This is a genomic window from Streptomyces sp. BBFR102, assembly GCF_051397025.1.
In the GTDB taxonomy this organism is placed as follows: Bacteria; Actinomycetota; Actinomycetes; order Streptomycetales; family Streptomycetaceae; genus Streptomyces.
This window is the reverse complement of record NZ_CP195757.1, coordinates 2,306,870-2,325,915: the sequence shown is the minus strand read 5'-3', so window position 1 is coordinate 2,325,915 and position 19,046 is coordinate 2,306,870. Positions and strand designations below refer to the sequence as shown.

At 71.8% G+C, this 19,046-nt stretch carries 19 protein-coding genes; 13 read left to right on the top strand and 6 right to left on the bottom strand.

The window, feature by feature from the left end:
• Positions 1-209: 209 nt before the first annotated feature.
• Positions 210-1,643 carry a SulP family inorganic anion transporter gene (locus ACSLIC_RS10535; RefSeq protein WP_436737417.1) on the top strand — a complete coding sequence of 478 codons (1,434 nt, stop codon included), beginning with the start codon at positions 210-212 and terminating at the stop codon, positions 1,641-1,643.
• Between the two features lie 18 nt (positions 1,644-1,661).
• On the opposite strand, the gene ACSLIC_RS10530 is transcribed toward ACSLIC_RS10535, so the two are convergent.
• Both ACSLIC_RS10530 and ACSLIC_RS10525 read right to left on the bottom strand, forming a co-directional pair.
• The gene (locus tag ACSLIC_RS10530; RefSeq protein WP_436737416.1) at positions 1,662-1,877 is read right to left on the bottom strand and encodes a hypothetical protein; all 216 of its coding nucleotides are present in this window, start codon (positions 1,875-1,877) and stop codon (positions 1,662-1,664) included.
• 7 nt (positions 1,878-1,884) lie between these two features.
• Positions 1,885-2,658 carry an SDR family NAD(P)-dependent oxidoreductase gene (locus tag ACSLIC_RS10525; RefSeq protein WP_436737415.1) on the bottom strand — a complete coding sequence of 258 codons (774 nt, stop codon included), beginning with the start codon at positions 2,656-2,658 and terminating at the stop codon, positions 1,885-1,887.
• Between the two features lie 337 nt (positions 2,659-2,995).
• Here ACSLIC_RS10525 and ACSLIC_RS10520 point away from each other — a divergent pair, with 337 nt between their 5' ends.
• Both ACSLIC_RS10520 and ACSLIC_RS10515 read left to right on the top strand, forming a co-directional pair.
• Positions 2,996-4,099, top strand: coding sequence for an LLM class flavin-dependent oxidoreductase (locus ACSLIC_RS10520; RefSeq protein WP_436737414.1), 1,104 nt, complete (start codon positions 2,996-2,998; stop codon positions 4,097-4,099).
• Positions 4,096-4,824 carry an FMN reductase gene (locus tag ACSLIC_RS10515; protein ID WP_436737413.1) on the top strand — a complete coding sequence of 243 codons (729 nt, stop codon included), beginning with the start codon at positions 4,096-4,098 and terminating at the stop codon, positions 4,822-4,824. The genes ACSLIC_RS10520 and ACSLIC_RS10515 overlap by 4 nt, the downstream gene beginning before the upstream one ends.
• Positions 4,825-4,912: 88 nt before the next feature.
• Here the strand turns inward: ACSLIC_RS10515 and ACSLIC_RS10510 are convergent, their stop codons facing one another.
• The 3 genes from ACSLIC_RS10510 to ACSLIC_RS10500 all read right to left on the bottom strand — a co-directional run bounded on the left by ACSLIC_RS10510 (position 4,913) and on the right by ACSLIC_RS10500 (position 7,128).
• Positions 4,913-5,194 carry a twin-arginine translocase TatA/TatE family subunit gene (locus ACSLIC_RS10510; protein ID WP_436737412.1) on the bottom strand — a complete coding sequence of 94 codons (282 nt, stop codon included), beginning with the start codon at positions 5,192-5,194 and terminating at the stop codon, positions 4,913-4,915.
• A gap of 129 nt (positions 5,195-5,323) precedes the next feature.
• On the bottom strand, positions 5,324-6,349 hold the full coding sequence (locus ACSLIC_RS10505) for a sporulation protein (RefSeq protein WP_436737411.1): 1,026 nt from the start codon (positions 6,347-6,349) through the stop codon (positions 5,324-5,326).
• A gap of 149 nt (positions 6,350-6,498) precedes the next feature.
• The gene (locus ACSLIC_RS10500; protein WP_436737410.1) at positions 6,499-7,128 is read right to left on the bottom strand and encodes a hypothetical protein; all 630 of its coding nucleotides are present in this window, start codon (positions 7,126-7,128) and stop codon (positions 6,499-6,501) included.
• A gap of 136 nt (positions 7,129-7,264) precedes the next feature.
• Here ACSLIC_RS10500 and hemL point away from each other — a divergent pair, with 136 nt between their 5' ends.
• The 8 genes from hemL (at position 7,265) to ACSLIC_RS10460 (ending at position 16,023) form a co-directional block, all read left to right on the top strand.
• Entirely contained in the window at positions 7,265-8,581 is a 1,317-nt protein-coding gene (gene hemL, locus ACSLIC_RS10495; RefSeq protein ID WP_436740333.1) for a glutamate-1-semialdehyde 2,1-aminomutase, read from the top strand.
• A gap of 46 nt (positions 8,582-8,627) precedes the next feature.
• A complete protein-coding gene (locus ACSLIC_RS10490) occupies positions 8,628-9,272 on the top strand; it encodes a histidine phosphatase family protein (protein WP_436737409.1) in 645 nt (214 codons plus the stop codon).
• A gap of 213 nt (positions 9,273-9,485) precedes the next feature.
• Positions 9,486-10,769, top strand: coding sequence for a hypothetical protein (locus ACSLIC_RS10485; protein ID WP_436737408.1), 1,284 nt, complete (start codon positions 9,486-9,488; stop codon positions 10,767-10,769).
• 240 nt (positions 10,770-11,009) lie between these two features.
• Complete coding sequence (locus ACSLIC_RS10480; RefSeq protein ID WP_436737407.1) at positions 11,010-11,636, top strand: TlpA family protein disulfide reductase; 627 nt, start codon at positions 11,010-11,012, stop codon at positions 11,634-11,636.
• Positions 11,637-11,641: 5 nt separating this feature from the next.
• Positions 11,642-12,424, top strand: a complete 783-nt coding sequence (locus tag ACSLIC_RS10475; RefSeq protein ID WP_436737406.1) for a cytochrome c biogenesis CcdA family protein — start codon at positions 11,642-11,644, stop codon at positions 12,422-12,424.
• Positions 12,425-12,519: 95 nt separating this feature from the next.
• Positions 12,520-14,307 carry a cytochrome c biogenesis protein ResB gene (gene resB / locus ACSLIC_RS10470; protein ID WP_436740332.1) on the top strand — a complete coding sequence of 596 codons (1,788 nt, stop codon included), beginning with the start codon at positions 12,520-12,522 and terminating at the stop codon, positions 14,305-14,307.
• Positions 14,304-15,389, top strand: coding sequence for a c-type cytochrome biogenesis protein CcsB (gene ccsB, locus ACSLIC_RS10465; RefSeq protein ID WP_436737405.1), 1,086 nt, complete (start codon positions 14,304-14,306; stop codon positions 15,387-15,389). The genes resB and ccsB overlap by 4 nt, the downstream gene beginning before the upstream one ends.
• Positions 15,390-15,504: 115 nt before the next feature.
• Positions 15,505-16,023, top strand: coding sequence for an SRPBCC domain-containing protein (locus ACSLIC_RS10460; RefSeq protein WP_436737404.1), 519 nt, complete (start codon positions 15,505-15,507; stop codon positions 16,021-16,023).
• A 117-nt stretch (positions 16,024-16,140) separates the two neighbouring features.
• On the opposite strand, the gene ACSLIC_RS10455 is transcribed toward ACSLIC_RS10460, so the two are convergent.
• Positions 16,141-16,554 (bottom strand): PLD nuclease N-terminal domain-containing protein, encoded by a 414-nt coding sequence (locus ACSLIC_RS10455; protein ID WP_436737403.1) that lies wholly within the window; start codon positions 16,552-16,554, stop codon positions 16,141-16,143.
• An 86-nt stretch (positions 16,555-16,640) separates the two neighbouring features.
• On the opposite strand from ACSLIC_RS10455, the gene ACSLIC_RS10450 reads away from it, so the two are divergent.
• Together ACSLIC_RS10450 and mqnP are read left to right on the top strand one after the other, a co-directional pair.
• A complete protein-coding gene (locus ACSLIC_RS10450) occupies positions 16,641-18,092 on the top strand; it encodes a menaquinone biosynthesis decarboxylase (protein WP_436737402.1) in 1,452 nt (483 codons plus the stop codon).
• On the top strand, positions 18,089-19,012 hold the full coding sequence (mqnP, locus tag ACSLIC_RS10445) for a menaquinone biosynthesis prenyltransferase MqnP (RefSeq protein WP_436737401.1): 924 nt from the start codon (positions 18,089-18,091) through the stop codon (positions 19,010-19,012). The genes ACSLIC_RS10450 and mqnP overlap by 4 nt, the downstream gene beginning before the upstream one ends.
• Positions 19,013-19,046 lie beyond the last annotated feature (34 nt).

Here is a 19,046-nt window from a genome sequence, read left to right as displayed (position 1 = left end):
GGGCGGGGGGTGTTCGTGGGGGGATCGGTAGAGTCGGGTGGGTGCCCGGGCGTGTGTGCGGGGGTGCTGTTCCGTGTCGCGTGCCGGTTGTGTGGTGCGCCCCTAGTACGACAGGTCTTGCGTTTCCCTTGTCTCTTTCGTCTGCCTCGCCGCTGTCTCCTGCTCCCGTGCCGCCGTCCGGTGCCGGGGGTGTTCCGGGTCGGTTCCGGATGTCGCCGCGGCGGCTGCGGACCGAGGTGCTGGCGGGGCTGGTCGTCGCACTGGCGCTGATCCCGGAGGTGATCAGCTTCTCGGTGATCGCGGGGGTCGAGCCGGCCGTCGGACTCTTCGCCTCGTTCACCACGGCCGTGGTGATCTCCGTGGTCGGCGGGCGGCCGGCGATGATCTCGGCCGCCGCCGGGGCCGTCGCGCTGGTCATCGCGCCGCTCAACCGCGAGCACGGGCTCGGGTACCTGATCGCGGCCGTCATCCTCGGCGGGGTGATCCAGATCGTGCTGGGGGCGCTCGGGGTGGCGCGGCTCATGCGGTTCGTGCCGCGGGCGGTCATGGTCGGCTTCGTCAACGCGCTCGCCGTGCTGATCTTCCTCGCGCAGGTCCCGGAGATGAAGCAGGTGCCGTGGGTGGTCGGTCCGCTGATCCTCGGCGGGCTGGCGCTCATGGTGGTCTTCCCGAAGGTGACCACCGTGGTGCCGGCGCCGCTCGTGTCCATCGTGGTGCTCACCCTGATCACGGTCGGCGCGGGGCTCGCCGTGCCGACCGTCGGCGACCGGGGCGCCCTGCCCACCTCGCTGCCCACCCCCGGCCTGCCCGACGTCCCGTTCACCCTCGACACCCTGGCGCTGATCGCTCCGTACGCCTTCGCGCTGGCGCTGGTCGGGCTGATGGAGTCGCTGCTCACCGCGCAGCTCGTCGACGACCTCACCGACAGCCGCTCCGACAAGCGGCGCGAGTCGATCGGGCAGGGCGTCGCCAATGTCGTCACCGGGTTCTTCGGCGGCCTCGGCGGCTGCGCCATGATCGGCCAGACCATGGTCAACGTGAAGACGGCCGGGGCCCGTACCCGCCTCTCCACCTTCCTCGCCGGGGTCTTCCTGCTGCTGCTCTGCCTCACTCTCGGCCCGGCCGTCTCCGCGATCCCGATGGCGGCACTGGTCGCGGTGATGGTGATGGTCTCCCTCACCACCTTCGACTGGCGCTCGGTCGCGCCGGCGGCCCTGCGGCGGATGCCGGTGGGGGAGACCGCCGTCATGGCGGTCACCGTCGTCTTCGTGGTCGCCACCCACAACCTGGCCGTCGGCGTGATCGCCGGGTGCCTCACGGCGCTCGGGGTCTTCGCGCACCGGGTCGCGGGCCGCGCGGAGCTGGCCGTCACCCGCGCCCCGGACGGCTCCACCGTGCGGTACGCGGTCACCGGCGACCTCTTCTTCGCCTCCGCCAACGGCCTCGCCGACCGCTTCGACTACGCCGGGGACCCGGACCGGGTCGTGGTCGACCTCGGCGCGGCCCGGCTCTGGGACGCCTCGGCCGTCGCCGTGCTGGACACGGTCGCCGCCAAGTACGCGCAGCGCGGCAAGCACGCCGAGGTGACCGGGCTGGCCGGTCCGGGCGCCGAGTTGCACACCCGGCTCAGCGAGCGCGGGTGACCCCCTTCGCGGGTCCGGTCAGCGCGCGTGGGTGACGGCGTAGATCATCACGAAGGCGACGATGTGGATGCCGAAGAAGAAGTAGCCCAGCGACCACCAGACGTACTTCTCGGTCCGCTTCTCCTCCGCCAGCCGACGGCGCTCCTGAGGGGTGGCGACGGGGCGCTCGGGCGGTCCGGAGGCGGGGTCGGGCCCGGGCTCCGGGGCGTTCGGCTCGGCGGATGAGGCGGTCATGGGCGGATCACAGCTCCCGGTGGACCTTGGTGTTGGACGCCTGCGCGCGGGGACGGAGCACCAGCAGGTCGACGTTGACGTGGCTGGGGCGGGTCACCGCCCACGCGACGGTGTCGGCGACGTCGTCGGCGGTCAGCGGCTCGGCGACGCCCGCGTAGACCTTCGCGGCCTTCTCGGTGTCGCCCCGGAAGCGGGTCAGGGCGAACTCGTCGGTCTTCACCATGCCGGGGGCGATCTCGATCACCCGCACCGGGGTCCCGACGATCTCCAGCCGCAGCGTCTCGGCGAGGACGTGCTCGCCGTGCTTGGCCGCGACGTACCCGGCGCCGCCTTCGTAGGTGGCGAGGCCCGCCGTGGAGGAGATGACCACGACGGTGCCGTCGCCGCTCGCGGTGAGGGCGGGCAGCAGGGCCTGGGTGATGTTGAGGGTGCCGATGACGTTGGTCTCGTACATCCGGCGCCAGTCGTCCGGCGCGCTGGAGGCCACCGGGTCCGCGCCGAGCGCGCCGCCGGCGTTGTTCACCAGTACCGCGATCTTCTGGAAGGCGGTGGCGAACTCGTCCACGGCGGCCCGGTCGGTGACGTCCAGCGGATACGCGGTGACGCTGTGCCCCGCCTCGGTCAGCTCGGCCGCGAGCGCCTCGATCCGGTCCTTGCGCCGGGCGGTGAGCACCACGCGGTACCCGGCCTCGGCCAGCTTGCGCGCGCTGGCGGCTCCGATGCCGCTGCTCGCACCGGTGACGACGGCGATCCGGTTGCCGGGGGTGGGCGCGGCGCTCATGACGGTGCTCCTCGAAGAAGGTCGGCGGGACGACTCCCGAGGCCGACGACCCCCGGGACCCTGCCAGCATAGGCACCGCTCCCGCCCGGTCCGCGTCCGAGCCGACCGTCAGCGCAGCGGCTTGCTGAAGTGGAAGGCGCGGATCGAGAAGCGCTCGCGCAGGTAGAAGCGGTGGGCGTCGGTGCGCTGCGTGCCCGCGGCACACTGGGGCGAGGGCCGTTCTGTGGGGATATGGGCGCGATGCCCCCCCTGTCGGCGGCGGGGAATACTCCGGAGGCGAGCCCTGTTGGACGGGTATAGTTGAACAATCAACAACCCTGCGGAAGGTGAGCCAGCCATGCAGTTCGGGATCTTCAGCGTCGGCGATGTCACGCCGGACCCCACCACCGGCCGGACCCCGACGGAGGCGGAGCGGATCAAGGCGATCCTGCGGATCGCGGAGAAGGCGGAAGAGGTCGGCCTCGACGTCTTCGCCACCGGCGAGCACCACAACCCGCCGTTCGTCCCGTCCTCGCCCACCACCATGCTCGGCTGGGTCGCCGCCCGCACCGAGAACCTCGTCCTCTCCACCGCGACCACCCTCATCACCACCAACGACCCGGTGAAGATCGCCGAGGACTTCGCGATGCTCCAGCACCTCGCGGACGGCCGGGTGGACCTGATGATGGGCCGGGGCAACACCGGCCCGGTCTACCCCTGGTTCGGCAAGGACATCCGCGAGGGCATCCCGCTGGCCATCGAGAACTACGCCCTGCTGCACAAGCTGTGGCGCGAGGACGTGGTCGACTGGGAGGGCAGGTTCCGTACGCCGCTCCAGTCCTTCACCGCCACCCCGCGCCCGCTCGACGGCGTGCCCCCGTTCGTCTGGCACGGCTCGATCCGCTCCCCGGAGATCGCCGAACAGGCCGCTTACTACGGCGACGGCTTCTTCCACAACAACATCTTCTGGCCCATGGAGCACACCAAGCGCATGGTCCGCCTCTACCGCGACCGGTACGCGCACTACGGCCACGGCACCCCCGAGCAGGCCATCGTCGGCCTCGGCGGCCAGGTGTTCATGCGGAAGAACTCCCAGGACGCCGTCCGCGAGTTCCGCCCGTACTTCGACAACGCGCCGGTCTACGGGCACGGGCCCAGCCTGGAGGAGTTCACCAGCCAGACCCCGCTGACCGTCGGCTCGCCCCAGCAGGTGATCGAGCGGACCCTCAGCTTCCGTAAGGATGTCGGCGACTACCAGCGCCAGTTGTTCCTGATGGACCACGCCGGGCTCCCGCTCAGGACGGTCCTGGAACAGCTCGACCTCCTCGGCGAGGAGGTCGTCCCGGTCCTGCGTGAGGAGTTCGCCAAGGGCCGCCCGGCCGACGTCCCCGACGCCCCCACCCACGCCTCCCTGCGCGCCCGCGCCGAGGAGAGCGCCGACCCCGAGGCGGTGGCCAAGTGACCGAGTTCCCCGTCCGCTCCGGCGAACGCCCCGCCGCCGAGGCCCCCGACGGCCTCGCCGGCGACCCGCGTCGCCGTGCCGACGAGCCTGTCCCGCCCTCCGGCCCCCTGAGGGTCGTCGTGGTCTCGGCCGGGCTGAGCGTGCCCTCGTCCACCCGGCTGCTCGCCGACCGTCTCGGCGAGGCCGTCGCCCGCGCCCTGGGGGCGGCCGAACTCCCGGTGCGGGTCGACACGGTCGAACTGCGCGACCTGGCCACCGAGATCGCGCAGAACTTCACCGCCGGATTCCCGGGCGCGCGGCTGAGCGCGGCGCTCGACCAGGTCACCGGCGCCGACGCGGTCATCGCCGTCACGCCGATCTTCACCGCCTCCTACAGCGGCCTGTTCAAGTCGTTCTTCGACGTGATCGACCAGGAGGCGCTGACCGGCAAGCCGGTGCTGATCGCCGCCACCGGCGGCACCGCCCGCCACTCCCTCGCCCTCGAACACGCCCTGCGCCCGCTCTTCGCCTACCTGCGGGCCGTGGTCGTCCCGACCGCCGTCTACGCGGCCTCCGAGGACTGGGGCAACACCGACGGGCTCAACCGCCGCATCGACCGGGCCGCCGCCGAACTGGCCGCCCTGCTCACCGGGGCCGGCCCCCGCCGGGCGGCCCCCGCCGCCGACCCGCTGGAGGAGGTCGTCCCCTTCGCCGAGCAACTGGCCGCTCTGCGCGTCCAGGAGTGAGGAGCGGTCGCCGGTGACGGCGAGCGACACGGCGGTGCCCCAGACCGGGCGAGGTCCGAGGCACCGCCGTGTGCGGGGTCAGGTCACGTCAGGCCGGGCGGGAGCCCGGGTTCCGCGGGTCCGGCCGGCCCTGCTGCCCGTCCGCCCGCGGCTGCTGCTCGGGGAGCGGCTCGGTGGCGTAGTACACCGCCTGGCCCGGACGGTCCTGGCCGTCCACGCCCTGGCGGGACTCCTCCTTCATGGCCTTGGCCTCGCTCTTGAGGATGCGGGCCGCCTTGCCCGAGGAGCGGGCCAGGTCCGGCAGTCGCTTCACGGCGAGAACGGCGGCGATCACGAGCAGGATGACGGCGAGTTCGCTGATGCCGAGCATGGGTGTCCTGTCTGTTCCTCGGGCAGCCGCACCCGCTCGGGCCGGCCGGTACTACGGCACTGTAGAAGGTGCGGCGCCGCCGCGACAGGGGCCCCAGCCGGGACCGGCCACGGGGGCGCCCGGCGAGGGTCAGCCCTCGTCGCCGTCGTCCCCCTCGTCGTCGCCCTCGAAGAAGTCCCCGACCTCGTCGACGACCTCGGCCGCGATCAGGCCGCCGGCGACCCCGACCGCCAGACCGGCCGCGCCGGCGGCGATCGCCGTCCCCACCCCGGGGCCGGACCGGTGCCCGTCGTGGTGACCGGGGTGGCCGTGGTGCCCGCCCGCGTACGGGTCGTGGTGGCCGTACGAGGCGTGCGTGCCGTAGGCCGCGCGGTGCTCCACCAATTGGCGGACCCAGCCGTCGACCTCGGCGGCCCAGTCGCGCGTGGCCACGTCCTGGTGGGAGACGGTGAAGCGGGTCAGGGCGTCGTGGCCCGGGGTGAACATCCCGCCGCGCTTGTCGGCCTCCAGGACGACCTCCAGGCCGCCGGGGTGGGCGAGGAAGGTCACCTCGATCTCGTTGATCGCGTGGGCGTACTGGGGCGCCGGGGAGAGCTCGATCTCCTGGTAGAAGGGGAGCTGCTGGCCGGTGCCGCCGATCCGGCCGTACTCCAGGTCGGCCGTGCGGAAGCCGAAGCCCAGCTGCCCCAGCGCCTCCAGGACCGCCTCCTGGACCGGGAGCGGGCCGACCGCCAGCGCGTCCAGGTCGCCCTTGTCCTTGGCGCCGGCCACCGCCAGCTCGGTGCGGACGCCGAGGACGATGCCGAGCGGCTGCCCGTACAGCTCGCTCACCGGGGTCTCCCACGGCAGGACCACCGAGAACGGCACCACCTGCTCCGTCTCGGCCGCGAGCCGGAACCCGCCACCGACCACGTACCGCTCGAAGGCGACCGTGCCGTGCTGCTCGCCCCCGTCCGTCTCGGCCTCGACCCGCGCGATCAGCTCCAGGGCGATCTCGGAGATGTCGAAGTCCGACGACCCGCCCTTGAGATGCACCCGCCCGGTCAGCGCGCCGCCGGGCACGGCCGCGTGGCCGGAGCCGGGCGCGGCGTCGAGGACGGTGTCGACGGTGGGGCCGCCCACGCCGAGGGAACCGAGGAGTCGTTTGAACACCATGTCGGGCGTTCTCCTTCACGATCTGCTGTACAGCCCTGCCTGCGGGAACTGCTTCTACAGTCCCGTCGAAGCATAGGACTTCCCCGATCGCTGACGGATCATCACTGCCCGTTCGGGGAAGCCGAATACGGCTGGAAAGCGCCCCTCTTCTACGGCCACACCAGGCAGTACGGCTGGTGCCCCGCCTCGTGGAGGCGGTGGGAGAAGTCCTGCCATTCGTGGAGCAGCCGGTAGACGTTGAAGGCGTCGCTCGGGCCGCCGCGGTCGGGGACCGTGGACCAGATGAAGGCCGCCGCGCCGACCGACTCCTCGCCGATGCCGCGCAGGGGGTCCACCACCGTCATCGGGAGCTTGACGACGGCGTAGTCCGGGTGGAGGACGACCAGTTCGAGGGGTGGGACGCGGTGCAGCGGTATGCCCTCGATGCCGGTCAGCACCATGGCCGAGACCGTCTCGGGCTTGATGCGGGTGAACATGCCGCCCATGCCCAGCTCGTCGCCGCCCAGTTCCTCGGGGCGCATCGACAGCGGCACCCGGGCCGCGGTGGCGCCGTTCGGCGCGCCGAAGTACTTGTAGGTCACCCCCACCCGGCCCCCACTCCTGATCTCGCCCTGCCCGATCTCCCCCCGGCCGGCCCCCTCGTGCACCGGCTCGCCGCCACCGCGTGCCGGTGTCTGGTCCTGAGCCCGAGATGCGGCGTCGCGCCGGTGCTTTCCCCTCCGGGCACGCCGGGGCCCGAGGTCACCGGTCCCCTCGCCCAGTTCGCCACCGCGATGCATATCTCCACCCGAGTGCTTTTCCGCGCCGCACAGCCCGCCGCGCAACCCGATCATCGTGTCATTGGCCTCCCCCGCCGACGTGGAGCGAAACGTCCGCCGAACACCGGTCCGCAGGAACTTCGAGGGCTCTGACACCATGGCTTGTGTGACCTATCAGTACGAAGCCCCAGTTTCGCAGACGCTCTTCCACCGTGCGGCCTCCGTGACGCCCGGCGGCGTGAACTCCCCCGTGCGCGCTTTCGGCGCGGTGGGCGGTACGCCCCGGTTCATGGTGTCCGGTACGGGTCCGTACCTCACCGACGCCGACGGCCGCGAGTACGTCGACCTCGTCTGCTCGTGGGGGCCGATGATCCTCGGCCATGCCCACCCCGAGGTCGTCGCCGCCGTCCAGGAGGCCGTGGCCCGAGGCACCTCCTTCGGTACGCCCGGGGAGGGCGAGGTGGCGCTCGCCGAGGAGATCGTCGCCCGGGTCGAGCCGGTCGAGCAGGTCCGCCTGGTCTCCTCCGGGACCGAGGCGACCATGTCCGCGATCCGACTCGCCCGGGGCTTCACCGGCCGCGCCAAGGTGATCAAGTTCGCCGGGTGCTACCACGGCCACGTCGACGCGCTGCTCGCCTCGGCCGGCTCCGGGCTCGCCACCTTCGCGCTGCCCGACACCCCGGGCGTCACCGGCGCCCAGGCCGGCGACACCGTCGTGCTGCCGTACAACGACCTCGACGCCGTCGCCGCCGCCTTCGCCGCCCACCCGGGCGAGATCGCCTGCGTCATCACCGAGGCCGCCCCCGGCAACATGGGCGTCGTCCCGCCCGGTGAGGGGTTCAACGCCTCCCTCGCCCGGCTCTGCCGCGAGAACGGCGCGCTCTTCGTCTCCGACGAGGTCATGACCGGCTTCCGCACCTCGCGGGCCGGCTGGTACGGCGTCGAGGGCGTCCGGCCCGACCTGATGACCTTCGGCAAGGTCATGGGCGGCGGCTTCCCGGCGGCGGCCTTCGGCGGCCGTGCCGACGTGATGGCCTTCCTCGCCCCGGCCGGCCCCGTCTACCAGGCCGGCACCCTCTCCGGGAACCCGGTCGCCACCGCCGCCGGGCTCGCCCAGTTCCGCCTGCTCGACCAGGGCGCGTACGACCGGATCGACGCGGTCGCCGCCGAGCTGCGCGGGCTGGTGTCGGCGGCGCTGGCCAAGGAGGGCGTCGCCCACCGGGTGCAGAACGCCTCCAACATGTTCTCGGTGTTCTTCACCGCCGACGAGGTCCGCGACTACGACGACGCGAAGCGGCAGGAGAGTTTCCGCTTCACCGCGTTCTTCCACTCGATGCTGGCCCAGGGGGTCTACCTGCCCCCGTCCTCCTTCGAGTCCTGGTTCGTCTCGACGGCGCACGACGACCGCGCCGTCGAGCGGATCGCCGCCGCCCTGCCGGCCGCGGCCCGCGCGGCGGCCGAGGCCACGGCGTGAGCCGGGACCGGGATACCAGTCAACGAGCCAACCGGAAGGGAACGCGATGAGCGCCGACGAGACCACCGTCGTCCACCTGATGCGGCACGGCGAGGTGGAGAACCCCTCGGGGATTCTGTACGGGCGGCTGCCCGGCTACCACCTCTCCGAGCTGGGCCGGAAGATGGCCGACCGGGTGGCCGAGCACCTCGCGGGGCGGGACATCACCCACGTCGCCGCCTCCCCGCTGGAGCGGGCGCAGGAGACCGCCACGCCCATCGCGCGGGCGCACGGGCTGGAGCTCGGGTCGGACGCGCGGCTCATCGAGGCCGCGAACGTCTTCCAGGGGAAGACGTTCGGGGTCGGGGACGGGGCGCTGCGCAAGCCCGCCAACTGGCGGCATCTGACCAATCCCTTCCGGCCTTCGTGGGGCGAGCCGTACATCGACCAGGTCGTGCGGATGACCAAGGCGCTCGACGCGGCTGCCGCCGCCGCCCGGGGGCACGAGGCCGTGCTGGTCAGCCACCAGTTGCCGATCTGGACCGTGCGCAGCTACGTGGAGCGGCGGCGGCTGTGGCACGACCCCCGGCGGCGGCAGTGCTCGCTCGCCTCCCTCACCTCGTTCACCTACCGGGGCGACCGGATCGTCTCCGTCGGCTACTCCGAGCCCGCCCGGGACCTCGTGCCCGAGCACCTGCTTCCCCGACGCTGAGCTTCCCTTCGAGGGGGCCGGGCCCGATGGGCCCGGCCCCCTTTTTCGCGCCTCGACCGCCGGCCGGGCCAGGGGCTTCGTCACCGCTTGTGATCTTCGGGGGTGAGGTGTGAAGGTCTGGCAGACGGGTGGTCGAGTAGGGAACCTCTGTGTGGGTCTCGGCCTCTCAGTCCTTGTCGGCGTTGTATGGGGGCAGCGCAGAAAGGGGATATCATGCGACAAATCACCCGTCGGGGCCTGCTGGCTCTGAGTGCGGGAGCGGGCGCCGCTCCCCTTCTGGCCGCTTGCGGGATGGGGGACGGGGGCAGTGGGGGACCGGGGCAGAGCGCGGGCGGCGGCGAGCGGGGCGGGGGGAAGCCCGACAAGCCGAAGGCGGAGCTGATCGGGGACGGTTCGACCTCGTACACCGGGAAGCAGCCGCACCAACCCGAGGCGCCGAGGCCGCTGGAGCCCGGTGAGAAACCACCGCAGTTCGTGGTCTTCTCCTGGGACGGGGCGGGGGAGGTGGGGAACGGGCTGTTCACCCGGTTCCTGGACCTCGCCGAGCAGCACGACGCCCACATGACCTTCTTCCTCTCGGGGCTCTACCTGCTGCCGGAGTCGAAGAAGCGGCTGTACAGCCCGCCGAACAACGCCGTCGGCGCCTCCGACATCGGGTACCTGACCGACGCCCACATCAAGGACACCCTCGCGGGCGTCCGCCGGGCCTGGCTCGACGGCCACGAGATCGGCACCCACTTCAACGGCCACTTCTGCGCCGGCTCCGGCTCGGTGGCCCACTGGACCCCGGCCCAGTGGGGCGCCGAGATCGAGCAGGCCAAGGCGTTCGTCCAGCAGTGGCGCACCCACACCGGGTGGAAGGACGAGGAGCCGCTGCCGTTCGACTACGACAAGGAGCTGGTCGGCGGCCGGGCCCCCTGCCTGCTCGGCCAGGACAACCTGCTGCCCAAGGCCCGCGAGCTGGGCTGGCGGTACGACGCCTCCTCGCCCGGCGGCCGGCAGACCTGGCCGGTCAGGCGCGAGGGCCTGTGGGACCTGCCGCTCCAGGCCGTACCGTTCCCCGGCCGTTCCTTCGAGACGCTCTCGATGGACTACAACTTCATGTACAACCAGTCCCAGAACTCCACCAAGGGCCCGCCCGGCAACTACCCGGCCTGGCGCCGGCAGGCGACCGGCGCGTACCTGGCCGGGTTCCGCCGGGCGTACGAGTCGAACCGCGCGCCCCTGTTCATCGGCAACCACTTCGAGGAGTGGAACGGCGGTATCTACATGGACGCCGTCGAGGAGTCGCTCAAGCAGATGGCGGAGAAGAAGGACGTCCGGCTGGTCTCCTTCCGCCAGCTCGTCGACTGGCTCGACGTGCAGAAGCCCGAGGTGCTGGCCAAGCTCCGCGCGCTGGGCGTCGGCGAGGTCCCGCCCGGCGGCTGGAAGGCGTACCTGAAGGCGGACGGGGCGGAGCGGACGGGTGAGGCCGGTAGGAAGGGCCCCGGCGCCTGACGTAGAAGGAACGATTCCGCTCGGGGCGGGGCCTCCGGCGCCGTACGCGTCCCGGCCGGGACGGGTGCCCGGGGCCGAGGGCGGAAGGCGGCCCGATCGTGCGGGTGGCGCCGGGCCGTCTGGGGCCAGCGCCTGGGGGCCTCGGGCGAACGGGTGGGCGTAGGCGGCGACCTGCTCGCGGACACCGCATAGAGGGGGGGGTGCCCAAGATCCCCGGGACCGGCATGGGAAACTTTTCACATGAGTGTCGCCCTTCGCGTCCCCCGCGCTCGCCGTGTCCTCGTCCGGCGCCTCTCGCTGACCACCTCGGCCGCCGTCGCCGCCCTGCTGCTGACGGCCTGCGGTGCGGGGGACGCCGGAAGTGCGCAGAGCGGTTCCGGCGCCAACTACGTGGCGGGCAAGGACGGTGTCTCCAAGGTCGCCAAGGGGGAGCGCAAGGACGCCCCCGAGATCAAGGGCGAGACCCTCGACGGCGGCACCTTCGACCTCGCCGACCACAAGGGCAAGGTCGTCGTCGTCAACGTCTGGGGCTCCTGGTGCGCCCCCTGCCGCGCCGAGGCACCCAACCTCGTCAAGGTCGCCGCGGACACCGCCGACCAGGGCGTCCAGTTCGTCGGCATCAACACCCGCGACCCCAACAAGGGCCCGGCCGTCGCCTTCGAGAAGGACTACGAGGTCGCGTACCCGAGCCTCTACGACCCGCAGGGCAAGCAGATCCTGCGCTTCCCGCGCGGCAGCCTCTCGCCGCAGGCCATCCCCTCCACGGTCGTCATCGACCGGGACGGGAAGATCGCGGCCCGCACCCTCCAGGCGGTGAGCGAGAAGCAGTTGCGGGCGATGATCGACCCGATCCTCGCGGAGAAGTGACCCCCGTGACCGCCTCGGCCCCCGAGGCCGCCGCCCTCCTCGCGGCGCTGCCGAACAGCACGGTGCAGAACGGCGCCCTGCTGCTGGCCCTGCCGATCGCGCTGCTCGCCGGGCTCGTCTCCTTCTTCTCGCCGTGCGTGCTGCCGCTCGTCCCCGGCTACCTCTCCTACGTCACCGGCATCAGCGGCACCGACCTCGGCCAGGCCCGCCGGGGCCGGATGGCGCTCGGGGCCTCGCTCTTCGTGTTCGGCTTCACCGTGGTCTTCGTCTCCGGCGGCGCCCTCTTCGGCGGCATCGGGACGACCCTCCAGGAGCACCGCGAGATCATCTCCCGGGTGCTGGGCGGGCTGACGATCCTGCTCGGCCTCTTCTTCATGGGCGGCATGTCCTGGCTGACCCGCCGGGAGTTCCGCTTCCACACCAAGCCGGAACGCGGCCTGTGGGGCGCGCCGATGCTCGGCGTCCTCTTCGGCCTCGGCTGGACGCCCTGCATGGGCCCGACCCTGGCCGCCGTCAACAACCTCGCCCTCGTCGACGGCAGCGCCGGACGCGGAGCGCTGCTGATGGTGGTCTACTGCCTGGGCCTGGGCGTCCCCTTCATACTGGCCGCCGTGGCGTTCCGGAAGGCGCTCGGCGCCTTCGGCTGGGTCAAGCGGCACTACGCCTGGGTGACGCGGATCGGCGGCCTCATGCTGATCGCCACCGGCCTGCTCCTGGTCACCGGCGCCTGGGACCACCTGGTCCAGGAGATGCAGGTGTGGACCAGCGGCTTCGAGGTGGGGATCTGACCGTGCCCGAACGATCCGCCCCGGGTGGCCCCTCAGGCCGCCCGCCCGTACCCGACCATGCCGACGACCCCGAAGAGAAGCGCGAAGGCCCCCTGGTGACGAACAGCCCCGATCCGGCGAAGGCGGACACCGCCCTCGCGGACGACCGCGAGCTGAGCGAGGCAGGCTCCCAGCTCTCGACCACGCCCCTGGAGGCACCGGAGGAGAGCGGACAGGCCGTCCCCGGCTCCTTCGGCGGCCTGCGCAAGCCGGGTCTGGGCGGTGCGCTCGCCTGGACCTGGCGCGAGTGCGCCGGGTGGGCCCGCTGGTTCTGGCGGCAGCTGACCTCGATGCGGGTCGCGCTGATCCTGCTCTTCCTGCTCTCCTTCGGCGCGATCCCCGGCTCGCTCATCCCGCAGACCGGCATCGACGAGCTGAAGGTGCAGGAGTTCCGCGACGCGCACGAGACCCTGTCGCCGGTCTACGACAAGCTCGGCCTCTTCAACGTCTACAGCTCGGTGTGGTTCTCCGCGATCTACATCCTGCTCTTCGTCTCGCTCATCGGCTGCATCGTCCCGCGCACCTGGCAGTTCGTCGGCCAGCTCCGCGGCCGTCCGCCGCGCGCCCCGCGCCGCCTGGACCGGCTTCCGGCGTACGCGACCTGGCGCACCGGGGCCGACCCCGAGGAGGTGCGCGAGGCCGCGCTCGGGCTGCTGCGGAAGCGCCGCTTCCGGGCCGACCGGGCCGGCGACGCCGTCTCCGCGGAGAAGGGCTTCCTGAGGGAGGCGGGGAACCTGATCTTCCACGTCTCCCTGATCATCATCCTGGTGGCCTTCGGCGTCGGCCAGCTCTACAAGTACGAGGGCGGCAAGCTCATCGTGCAGGGCGACGGCTTCTCCAACACGCTGACCCAGTTCGACGACTTCAAGCCCGGCAGCCTCTTCGACACCGAGGACCTGCCGCCGTTCAGCTTCACCCTGGACAAGTTCAGCGGCACGTACGAGCAGAGCGGGCCGCAGCGCGGCACCCCGCGCACCTTCGAGGCGGACGTCACCTACACCGGGTCGCCCGACGCCGAGCCGAAGAAGCAGACCATCGAGGTCAACCGGCCGCTGCAGCTCGACGGCTCGAAGGTCTACCTGATCAGCCACGGCTACGCGCCGGTCGTCACCGTCCGCGACGCGCGCGGCGAGGTCGCCTTCAGCGGCCCGGTCCCGCTGCTGCCCAGGGACGCCAACCTGACCTCCACCGGTGCCATCAAGGTCCTCGACGGCTACCGCGACACGGACGGGAAGAAGACCCAGCTCGGCTTCCAGGCGTTCTTCGTGCCGACCTTCGCCGGGGAGGGCAAGGGCGACATGTTCTCGCAGTTCCCCGCCCTGAACTTCCCCGTGCTGGCGCTCTCGGCCTACCACGGCAGCCTCGGCGTGGACTCCGGACTGCCGCAGAACGTCTACCAGCTCGACACCAGCAAGATGACCGAGTTCAAGGACGCGAACGGGGAGCTGCTCAAGAAGCGCATGCTGCCCGGGGAGACCATGGAACTCCCCGACGGCATGGGCTCCATCACCTTCGAGAAGAAGGTCGAGGAATGGGCCAGCTTCCAGGTGTCGCACCAGCCCGGCAGCGGACTCGCGCTCACCGGCGCCGTCGCGGCCATCGCGGGCCTGGCCGGCTCCCTGTTCATCCAGCGGCGCCGGGTGTGGGTCCGGGCCGTGCGGGGCGAGGACGGCGTGACCGTCGTCGAGATGGCCGGACTCGGCCGTAGTGAATCCGCGAAGCTTCCCGAGGAACTGGCCGCACTGGCCGGAGACCTCCACGACCGGGCGCCCAGCGCGGCAGAGCCCGCAGCCGAATCCGCCGCCGAATTCGAAGCCGTACCTTCCGAAGGGGCAGAGCAGTGAATCTCGCCGCCGCCGCCAACGAGAACCTGGCCCAGTACAGCAACTGGCTGGTCTACTCCTCGATGGCCGTCTACACCCTGGCCTTCTTCGCCCACATCGCCGAGTGGGTGCTCGGCGGGCGCAGCAAGGTCGGCCGTACCGCCGCCGCGCTCAGCGCCGGGCAGGAGGAGAAGACCGCCGCTCCGGCCGTGACCGTCCGCCAGAAGAACGGCTCGACCGCCGTCCTGGACCGGCCCAAGGTCGTCACCCGCTCGGCAGCGGGCACCCGCGACGTCCCCGACGGCCCCGGCGCCGCCGGCACCGACGCGCAGGGCGACGTCTACGGCCGGATCGCGATCTCGCTGACGGTCCTCGCCTTCGTCCTGGAGGCGGCGGGCGTCGTCGCCCGCGCCCTGTCGGTGCAGCGCGCGCCGTGGGGCAACATGTACGAGTTCTCGATCACCTTCACCACGGTGGCGGTCGGCACGTACCTCGGCTTCCTCTTCGCGGGCAAGAAGGTCCGCTGGGTCGGCCTGCCGCTGGTCACCACGGTCCTGCTCGACCTGGGCCTGGCCACCACGGTCCTCTACACCAACAGCGACCAGCTGGCCCCCGCCCTCGACTCGTACTGGCTGTGGATTCACGTCTCCACCGCCATCTTCTGCGGCTCCGTCTTCTACCTCGGCGCCGTCGGCACCCTCGGCTACCTGCTGAAGGACTTCTACGAGGCGAAGGTCGCCCGGGGCGAGAAGACCAGCGCCCTGCGCTCCTCGATCATGGAGCGGCTGCCCGCGGCCTCGACCCTCGACAAGTTCGCCTACCGGGTCAACGCGGCGGTCTTCCCGCTGTGGACCTTCACGATCATCGCGGGCGCCATCTGGGCCGGCGACGCCTGGGGCCGGTACTGGGGCTGGGACCCCAAGGAGGTCTGGTCCTTCATCACCTGGGTCGCCTACGCCTGCTACCTGCACGCCCGTGCCACCGCCGGCTGGAAGGGCCGCAAGGCCGCCACCCTGGCGCTGGTCGCCTTCGGCTGCTGGCTCTTCAACTACTACGGCGTCAACATCTTCGTCACCGGCAAGCACTCCTACGCCGGGATCTGACCGGCCGCACGCCGTACGCCAGGAGGGACCGGCCCCACGGGGCCGGTCCCTCCTGGCGTACGGCGCCGCGTGTCACAGGGAGCGGCCCGGCGCGTCGCGGCCGATCCTTGGAGTCATGACCGACAGCACCGTCCGCCCCGGCGCGGGCCACGCCTGGGGCCACTACCAGACTCTCCGCTTCCTGCTGACCCTGCCGCACCCCGTGGACCGTGTCTGGCAGGCGGTCGCCACACCGGAGGGACTGCCGGGCTGGCTGGCCGCCGCCGAGGTCCTGGAGCCACGGCTCGGCGGGGCCGTCACCCTGCGCTGCCTGAGCGGGGGCGCCACCCCGGAGGAGGCCGCCGTGGTCACCGGCCGGGTCACCGCCTGGGACGTCTGGCGGGTCGCCGAGTACACCGTCGCCCCCTACCACGGCCGGGTCCGCTTCCACCTGGAGCCCGGCGGACCCGAGTCCACCGCCCTGCGCTTCACCAACGAGTTCAAGGGCGGCGCCGCGATGCGCCTGGACGCCCTGGCCGGCTGGCACCAGCACTTCGAGTACCTGCGCGAAGCCCTCGACGGCCGCGCCCCCGACTGGTCCACCTGGACCCTGGACCGCTGGCGGCAGCTGCGCGACGCCTACGCGGCGGGCTGAGCCACCCGGACGGGCCCAGGGCCTGTCCGGCGGATCTTCTGGGCCTACGACGCCTGGCACGCACTCCCGCCGTACCAGACGCCGCAGGCTGTTCCACGAAGATCCGCCGGACAGGCCCTAACGCTCCTCGTCCGGGTCCTTCGGCTGCTCGCCCTTGGCCTCGCGCCGCTTCAGCTCCTCCTCGCGGCGGCGCAGGTCCTCCTCCCAGCTCGTGCGGAAGGCGGTGTCGTCCTGGGCGGCGCCGGGGCTCTTCGCCTCGTCCTTCAGGGAGTTGAGGAAGTCCGGGTTGTCGTCCGGGGCGACCCAGCCGCCACCCGAGCGGCGCCCGGCCAGCGGGCCGGGGCCCGCGGTGGCGCGGTTCTTGCCGACGATCAGCCAGGAGATGGAGCCCACCAGGGGGAAGAGCAGCACGAGGATGGCCCACAGGGGCTTCGGAATGTGCCTGATGTCCTTCTCGTCGGTGGTGATGCAGTCGATGAACGCGTAGATGCTCAGTGCCAGAGGCACAAGGATCATCAGCACCCGGAGCATGAGGCGTCCCCCTGTGTGTGGCGGCAGGAGACCCGATCAGGGCCCCATTACCGGCCAAGGTTAGCCGGTGCCGGATACTGGACGGCATGGCTTACGACGATCTTCGCTCGCTGCTCCGCGCGCTGGAGCGCGATGGCGACCTCAAGCGCATCAAGGCCGAAGTCGATCCGCACCTGGAGATCGGGGAGATCGTCGACCGCGTCAACAAGGCCGGCGGCCCCGCGCTGCTCTTCGAGAACGTCAAGGGCTCGGACATGCCGCTGGCGATGAACGTCTTCGGCACCGACCGGCGGCTGCTGAAGTCGCTGGGGCTGAAGTCCTACGACCAGATCACCGAGAAGATCGGTGCGCTGCTCAAGCCGGAGCTGCCGCAGGGCTTCATGGGGATGCGGGACGCCCTCGGCAAACTCGGGTCGGTGGCGCACATCCCGCCGAGGAAGGTGAAGGACGCGCCCGTCCAGGAGGTCGTGCTCCAGGGCGACCAGGTCGACCTGGACCGGCTGCCGGCGCTCTTCACCTGGCCCGAGGACGGCGGCTCCTTCTTCAACCTGGGGCTGACCCACACCAAGAGCCCCGTCAACGGCATGCGCAACCTCGGGCTCTACCGCCTCCAGCGCCACGACAAGCGCACCATCGGCATGCACTGGCAGATCCACAAGAACAGCCACAACCACTACCAGCTCGCCGCCCAGCGCGGTGAGCGGCTGCCGGTCGCCATCGCCTTCGGCTGCCCGCCCGCCGTCACCTACGCCTCCACCGCGCCGCTCCCCGGCGACATGGACGAGTACCTGTTCGCCGGGTTCCTCCAGGGCAAGCGGGTCGAGATGGTCGACTGCAAGACGGTGCCGCTCCAGGTCCCGGCTCAGGCCGAGGTGGTCCTGGAGGGCTGGCTGGAGCCGGGCGAGATGCTGCCCGAGGGGCCGTTCGGCGACCACACCGGCTTCTACACGCCGCAGGAGCCGTTCCCGGCGCTGACCATCGACTGCGTGACGATGCGCCGCCGCCCGCTGCTCCAGTCGATCGTGGTCGGCCGGCCGCCGACCGAGGACGGGCCGCTGGGCCGCGCCACCGAGCGGTTCTTCCTGCCGCTGCTCAAGATCATCATCCCGGACATCGTCGACTACCACCTGCCCGAGGCCGGCGGCTTCCACAACTGCGCGATCGTCTCGATCGACAAGAAGTACCCGAAGCACGCGCAGAAGGTCATGCACGCCGTCTGGGGCGCCCACATGATGTCGCTGACCAAGCTGATCATCGTGGTCGACGCCGACTGCGACGTGCACGACCTGCACGAGGTCGCCTGGCGGGCGCTGGGCAACACCGACTACGCCCGCGACCTGACCGTCGTCGAGGGCCCGGTCGACCACCTGGACCACGCCTCGTACCAGCAGTTCTGGGGCGGCAAGGCCGGGATCGACGCGACGAGGAAGCTCCCCGAGGAGGGGTACACCCGCGACGGCGGCTGGCCCGAGATGGTCGTCTCCGACCCGGACACCGCCGCCCTGGTCGACCAGCGCTGGAAGGAGTACGGGCTGTGAGCGCCTCCGCCGCCTCCGAGGCCGTCGGGCCCGAGCCCGTGCGGTCGGGGAAGGTCAAGAGCTTCCTCAGGCTGGTGATGATCGAGCACTCGGTCTTCGCGCTGCCCTTCGCCTACATCGCTGCCTTCACCGCGGGCTTCCTGATGGACGGCCGGGTCCACTGGCTCGACCTGCTGCTCGTGACGATCGCCATGGTCGGCCTGCGCACCTTCGCGATGGCCGCCAACCGGATCATCGACCGCGAGATCGACGCCCGCAACCCGCGCACCGCCACCCGCGAACTGGTCACCGGCGCCGTCTCGGTGCGCTCGGCCTGGACCGGCGCCCTGGTCGCCCTCGCCGTCTTCCTGGCCGCCGCCGCCGCGCTCAACCCGCTCTGCCTGGCGCTGGCCCCCGTCGCCGTGGTGCCGATGGTGGTCTACCCGTACGGCAAGCGGTTCACCGACTACCCGCACGCCATCCTCGGCCTCGCCCAGGCGATGGGCCCGGTCGGCGCCTGGCTCGCCATCACCGGTGCCTGGTCCTGGGAGGCCGTGGTGCTGGGGCTGGCGGTCGGCGTCTGGATCGGCGGCTTCGACCTGATCTTCGCCTGCCAGGACGTGGCGGCCGACCGCGCCCACGGCGTCAAGTCGGTCCCGGCCCGCTTCGGCATCCCCGCCGCCCTGTGGGGCGCCCGCGTCAGCCACGCCGTGGTGACCGGGCTCTTCGTCTGGTACGGGCTGCTCACCGGGGCCGGGGTGCTGTTCTGGATCGGGCTCGTGGTGGTCGCGGTCGCCTTCGTCTACGAGCACTCCATCGTGCGCCCGCACGACCTATCCCGGCTCGACCGGGCCTTCTTCACCACCAACGGCTTCATCGGCATCAGCCTGTTCGTCTTCGCCTTCGCCGACCTGCTGGTCCGCGGGCTGAGCCTCGGCTGAGCCCGACCGCCGCACCCCGTACACGAGAGGAAGC

Coding starts and splice junctions, on each gene's coding strand:
- ACSLIC_RS10485 (WP_436737408.1), top strand. CDS start 9,486: ATGCGACAAATCACCCGTCGGGGCCTGCTGGCTCTGAGTGCGGGAGCG.
- ACSLIC_RS10535 (WP_436737417.1), top strand. CDS start 210: ATGTCGCCGCGGCGGCTGCGGACCGAGGTGCTGGCGGGGCTGGTCGTC.
- ACSLIC_RS10455 (WP_436737403.1), bottom strand. CDS start 16,554: ATGCTCCGGGTGCTGATGATCCTTGTGCCTCTGGCACTGAGCATCTAC.
- ACSLIC_RS10460 (WP_436737404.1), top strand. CDS start 15,505: ATGACCGACAGCACCGTCCGCCCCGGCGCGGGCCACGCCTGGGGCCAC.
- ACSLIC_RS10520 (WP_436737414.1), top strand. CDS start 2,996: ATGCAGTTCGGGATCTTCAGCGTCGGCGATGTCACGCCGGACCCCACC.
- ACSLIC_RS10510 (WP_436737412.1), bottom strand. CDS start 5,194: ATGCTCGGCATCAGCGAACTCGCCGTCATCCTGCTCGTGATCGCCGCC.
- ACSLIC_RS10505 (WP_436737411.1), bottom strand. CDS start 6,349: ATGGTGTTCAAACGACTCCTCGGTTCCCTCGGCGTGGGCGGCCCCACC.
- ACSLIC_RS10525 (WP_436737415.1), bottom strand. CDS start 2,658: ATGAGCGCCGCGCCCACCCCCGGCAACCGGATCGCCGTCGTCACCGGT.
- ACSLIC_RS10490 (WP_436737409.1), top strand. CDS start 8,628: ATGAGCGCCGACGAGACCACCGTCGTCCACCTGATGCGGCACGGCGAG.
- hemL (WP_436740333.1), top strand. CDS start 7,265: ATGGCTTGTGTGACCTATCAGTACGAAGCCCCAGTTTCGCAGACGCTC.
- ACSLIC_RS10530 (WP_436737416.1), bottom strand. CDS start 1,877: ATGACCGCCTCATCCGCCGAGCCGAACGCCCCGGAGCCCGGGCCCGAC.
- ACSLIC_RS10480 (WP_436737407.1), top strand. CDS start 11,010: ATGAGTGTCGCCCTTCGCGTCCCCCGCGCTCGCCGTGTCCTCGTCCGG.
- ACSLIC_RS10450 (WP_436737402.1), top strand. CDS start 16,641: ATGGCTTACGACGATCTTCGCTCGCTGCTCCGCGCGCTGGAGCGCGAT.
- ACSLIC_RS10500 (WP_436737410.1), bottom strand. CDS start 7,128: ATGCATCGCGGTGGCGAACTGGGCGAGGGGACCGGTGACCTCGGGCCC.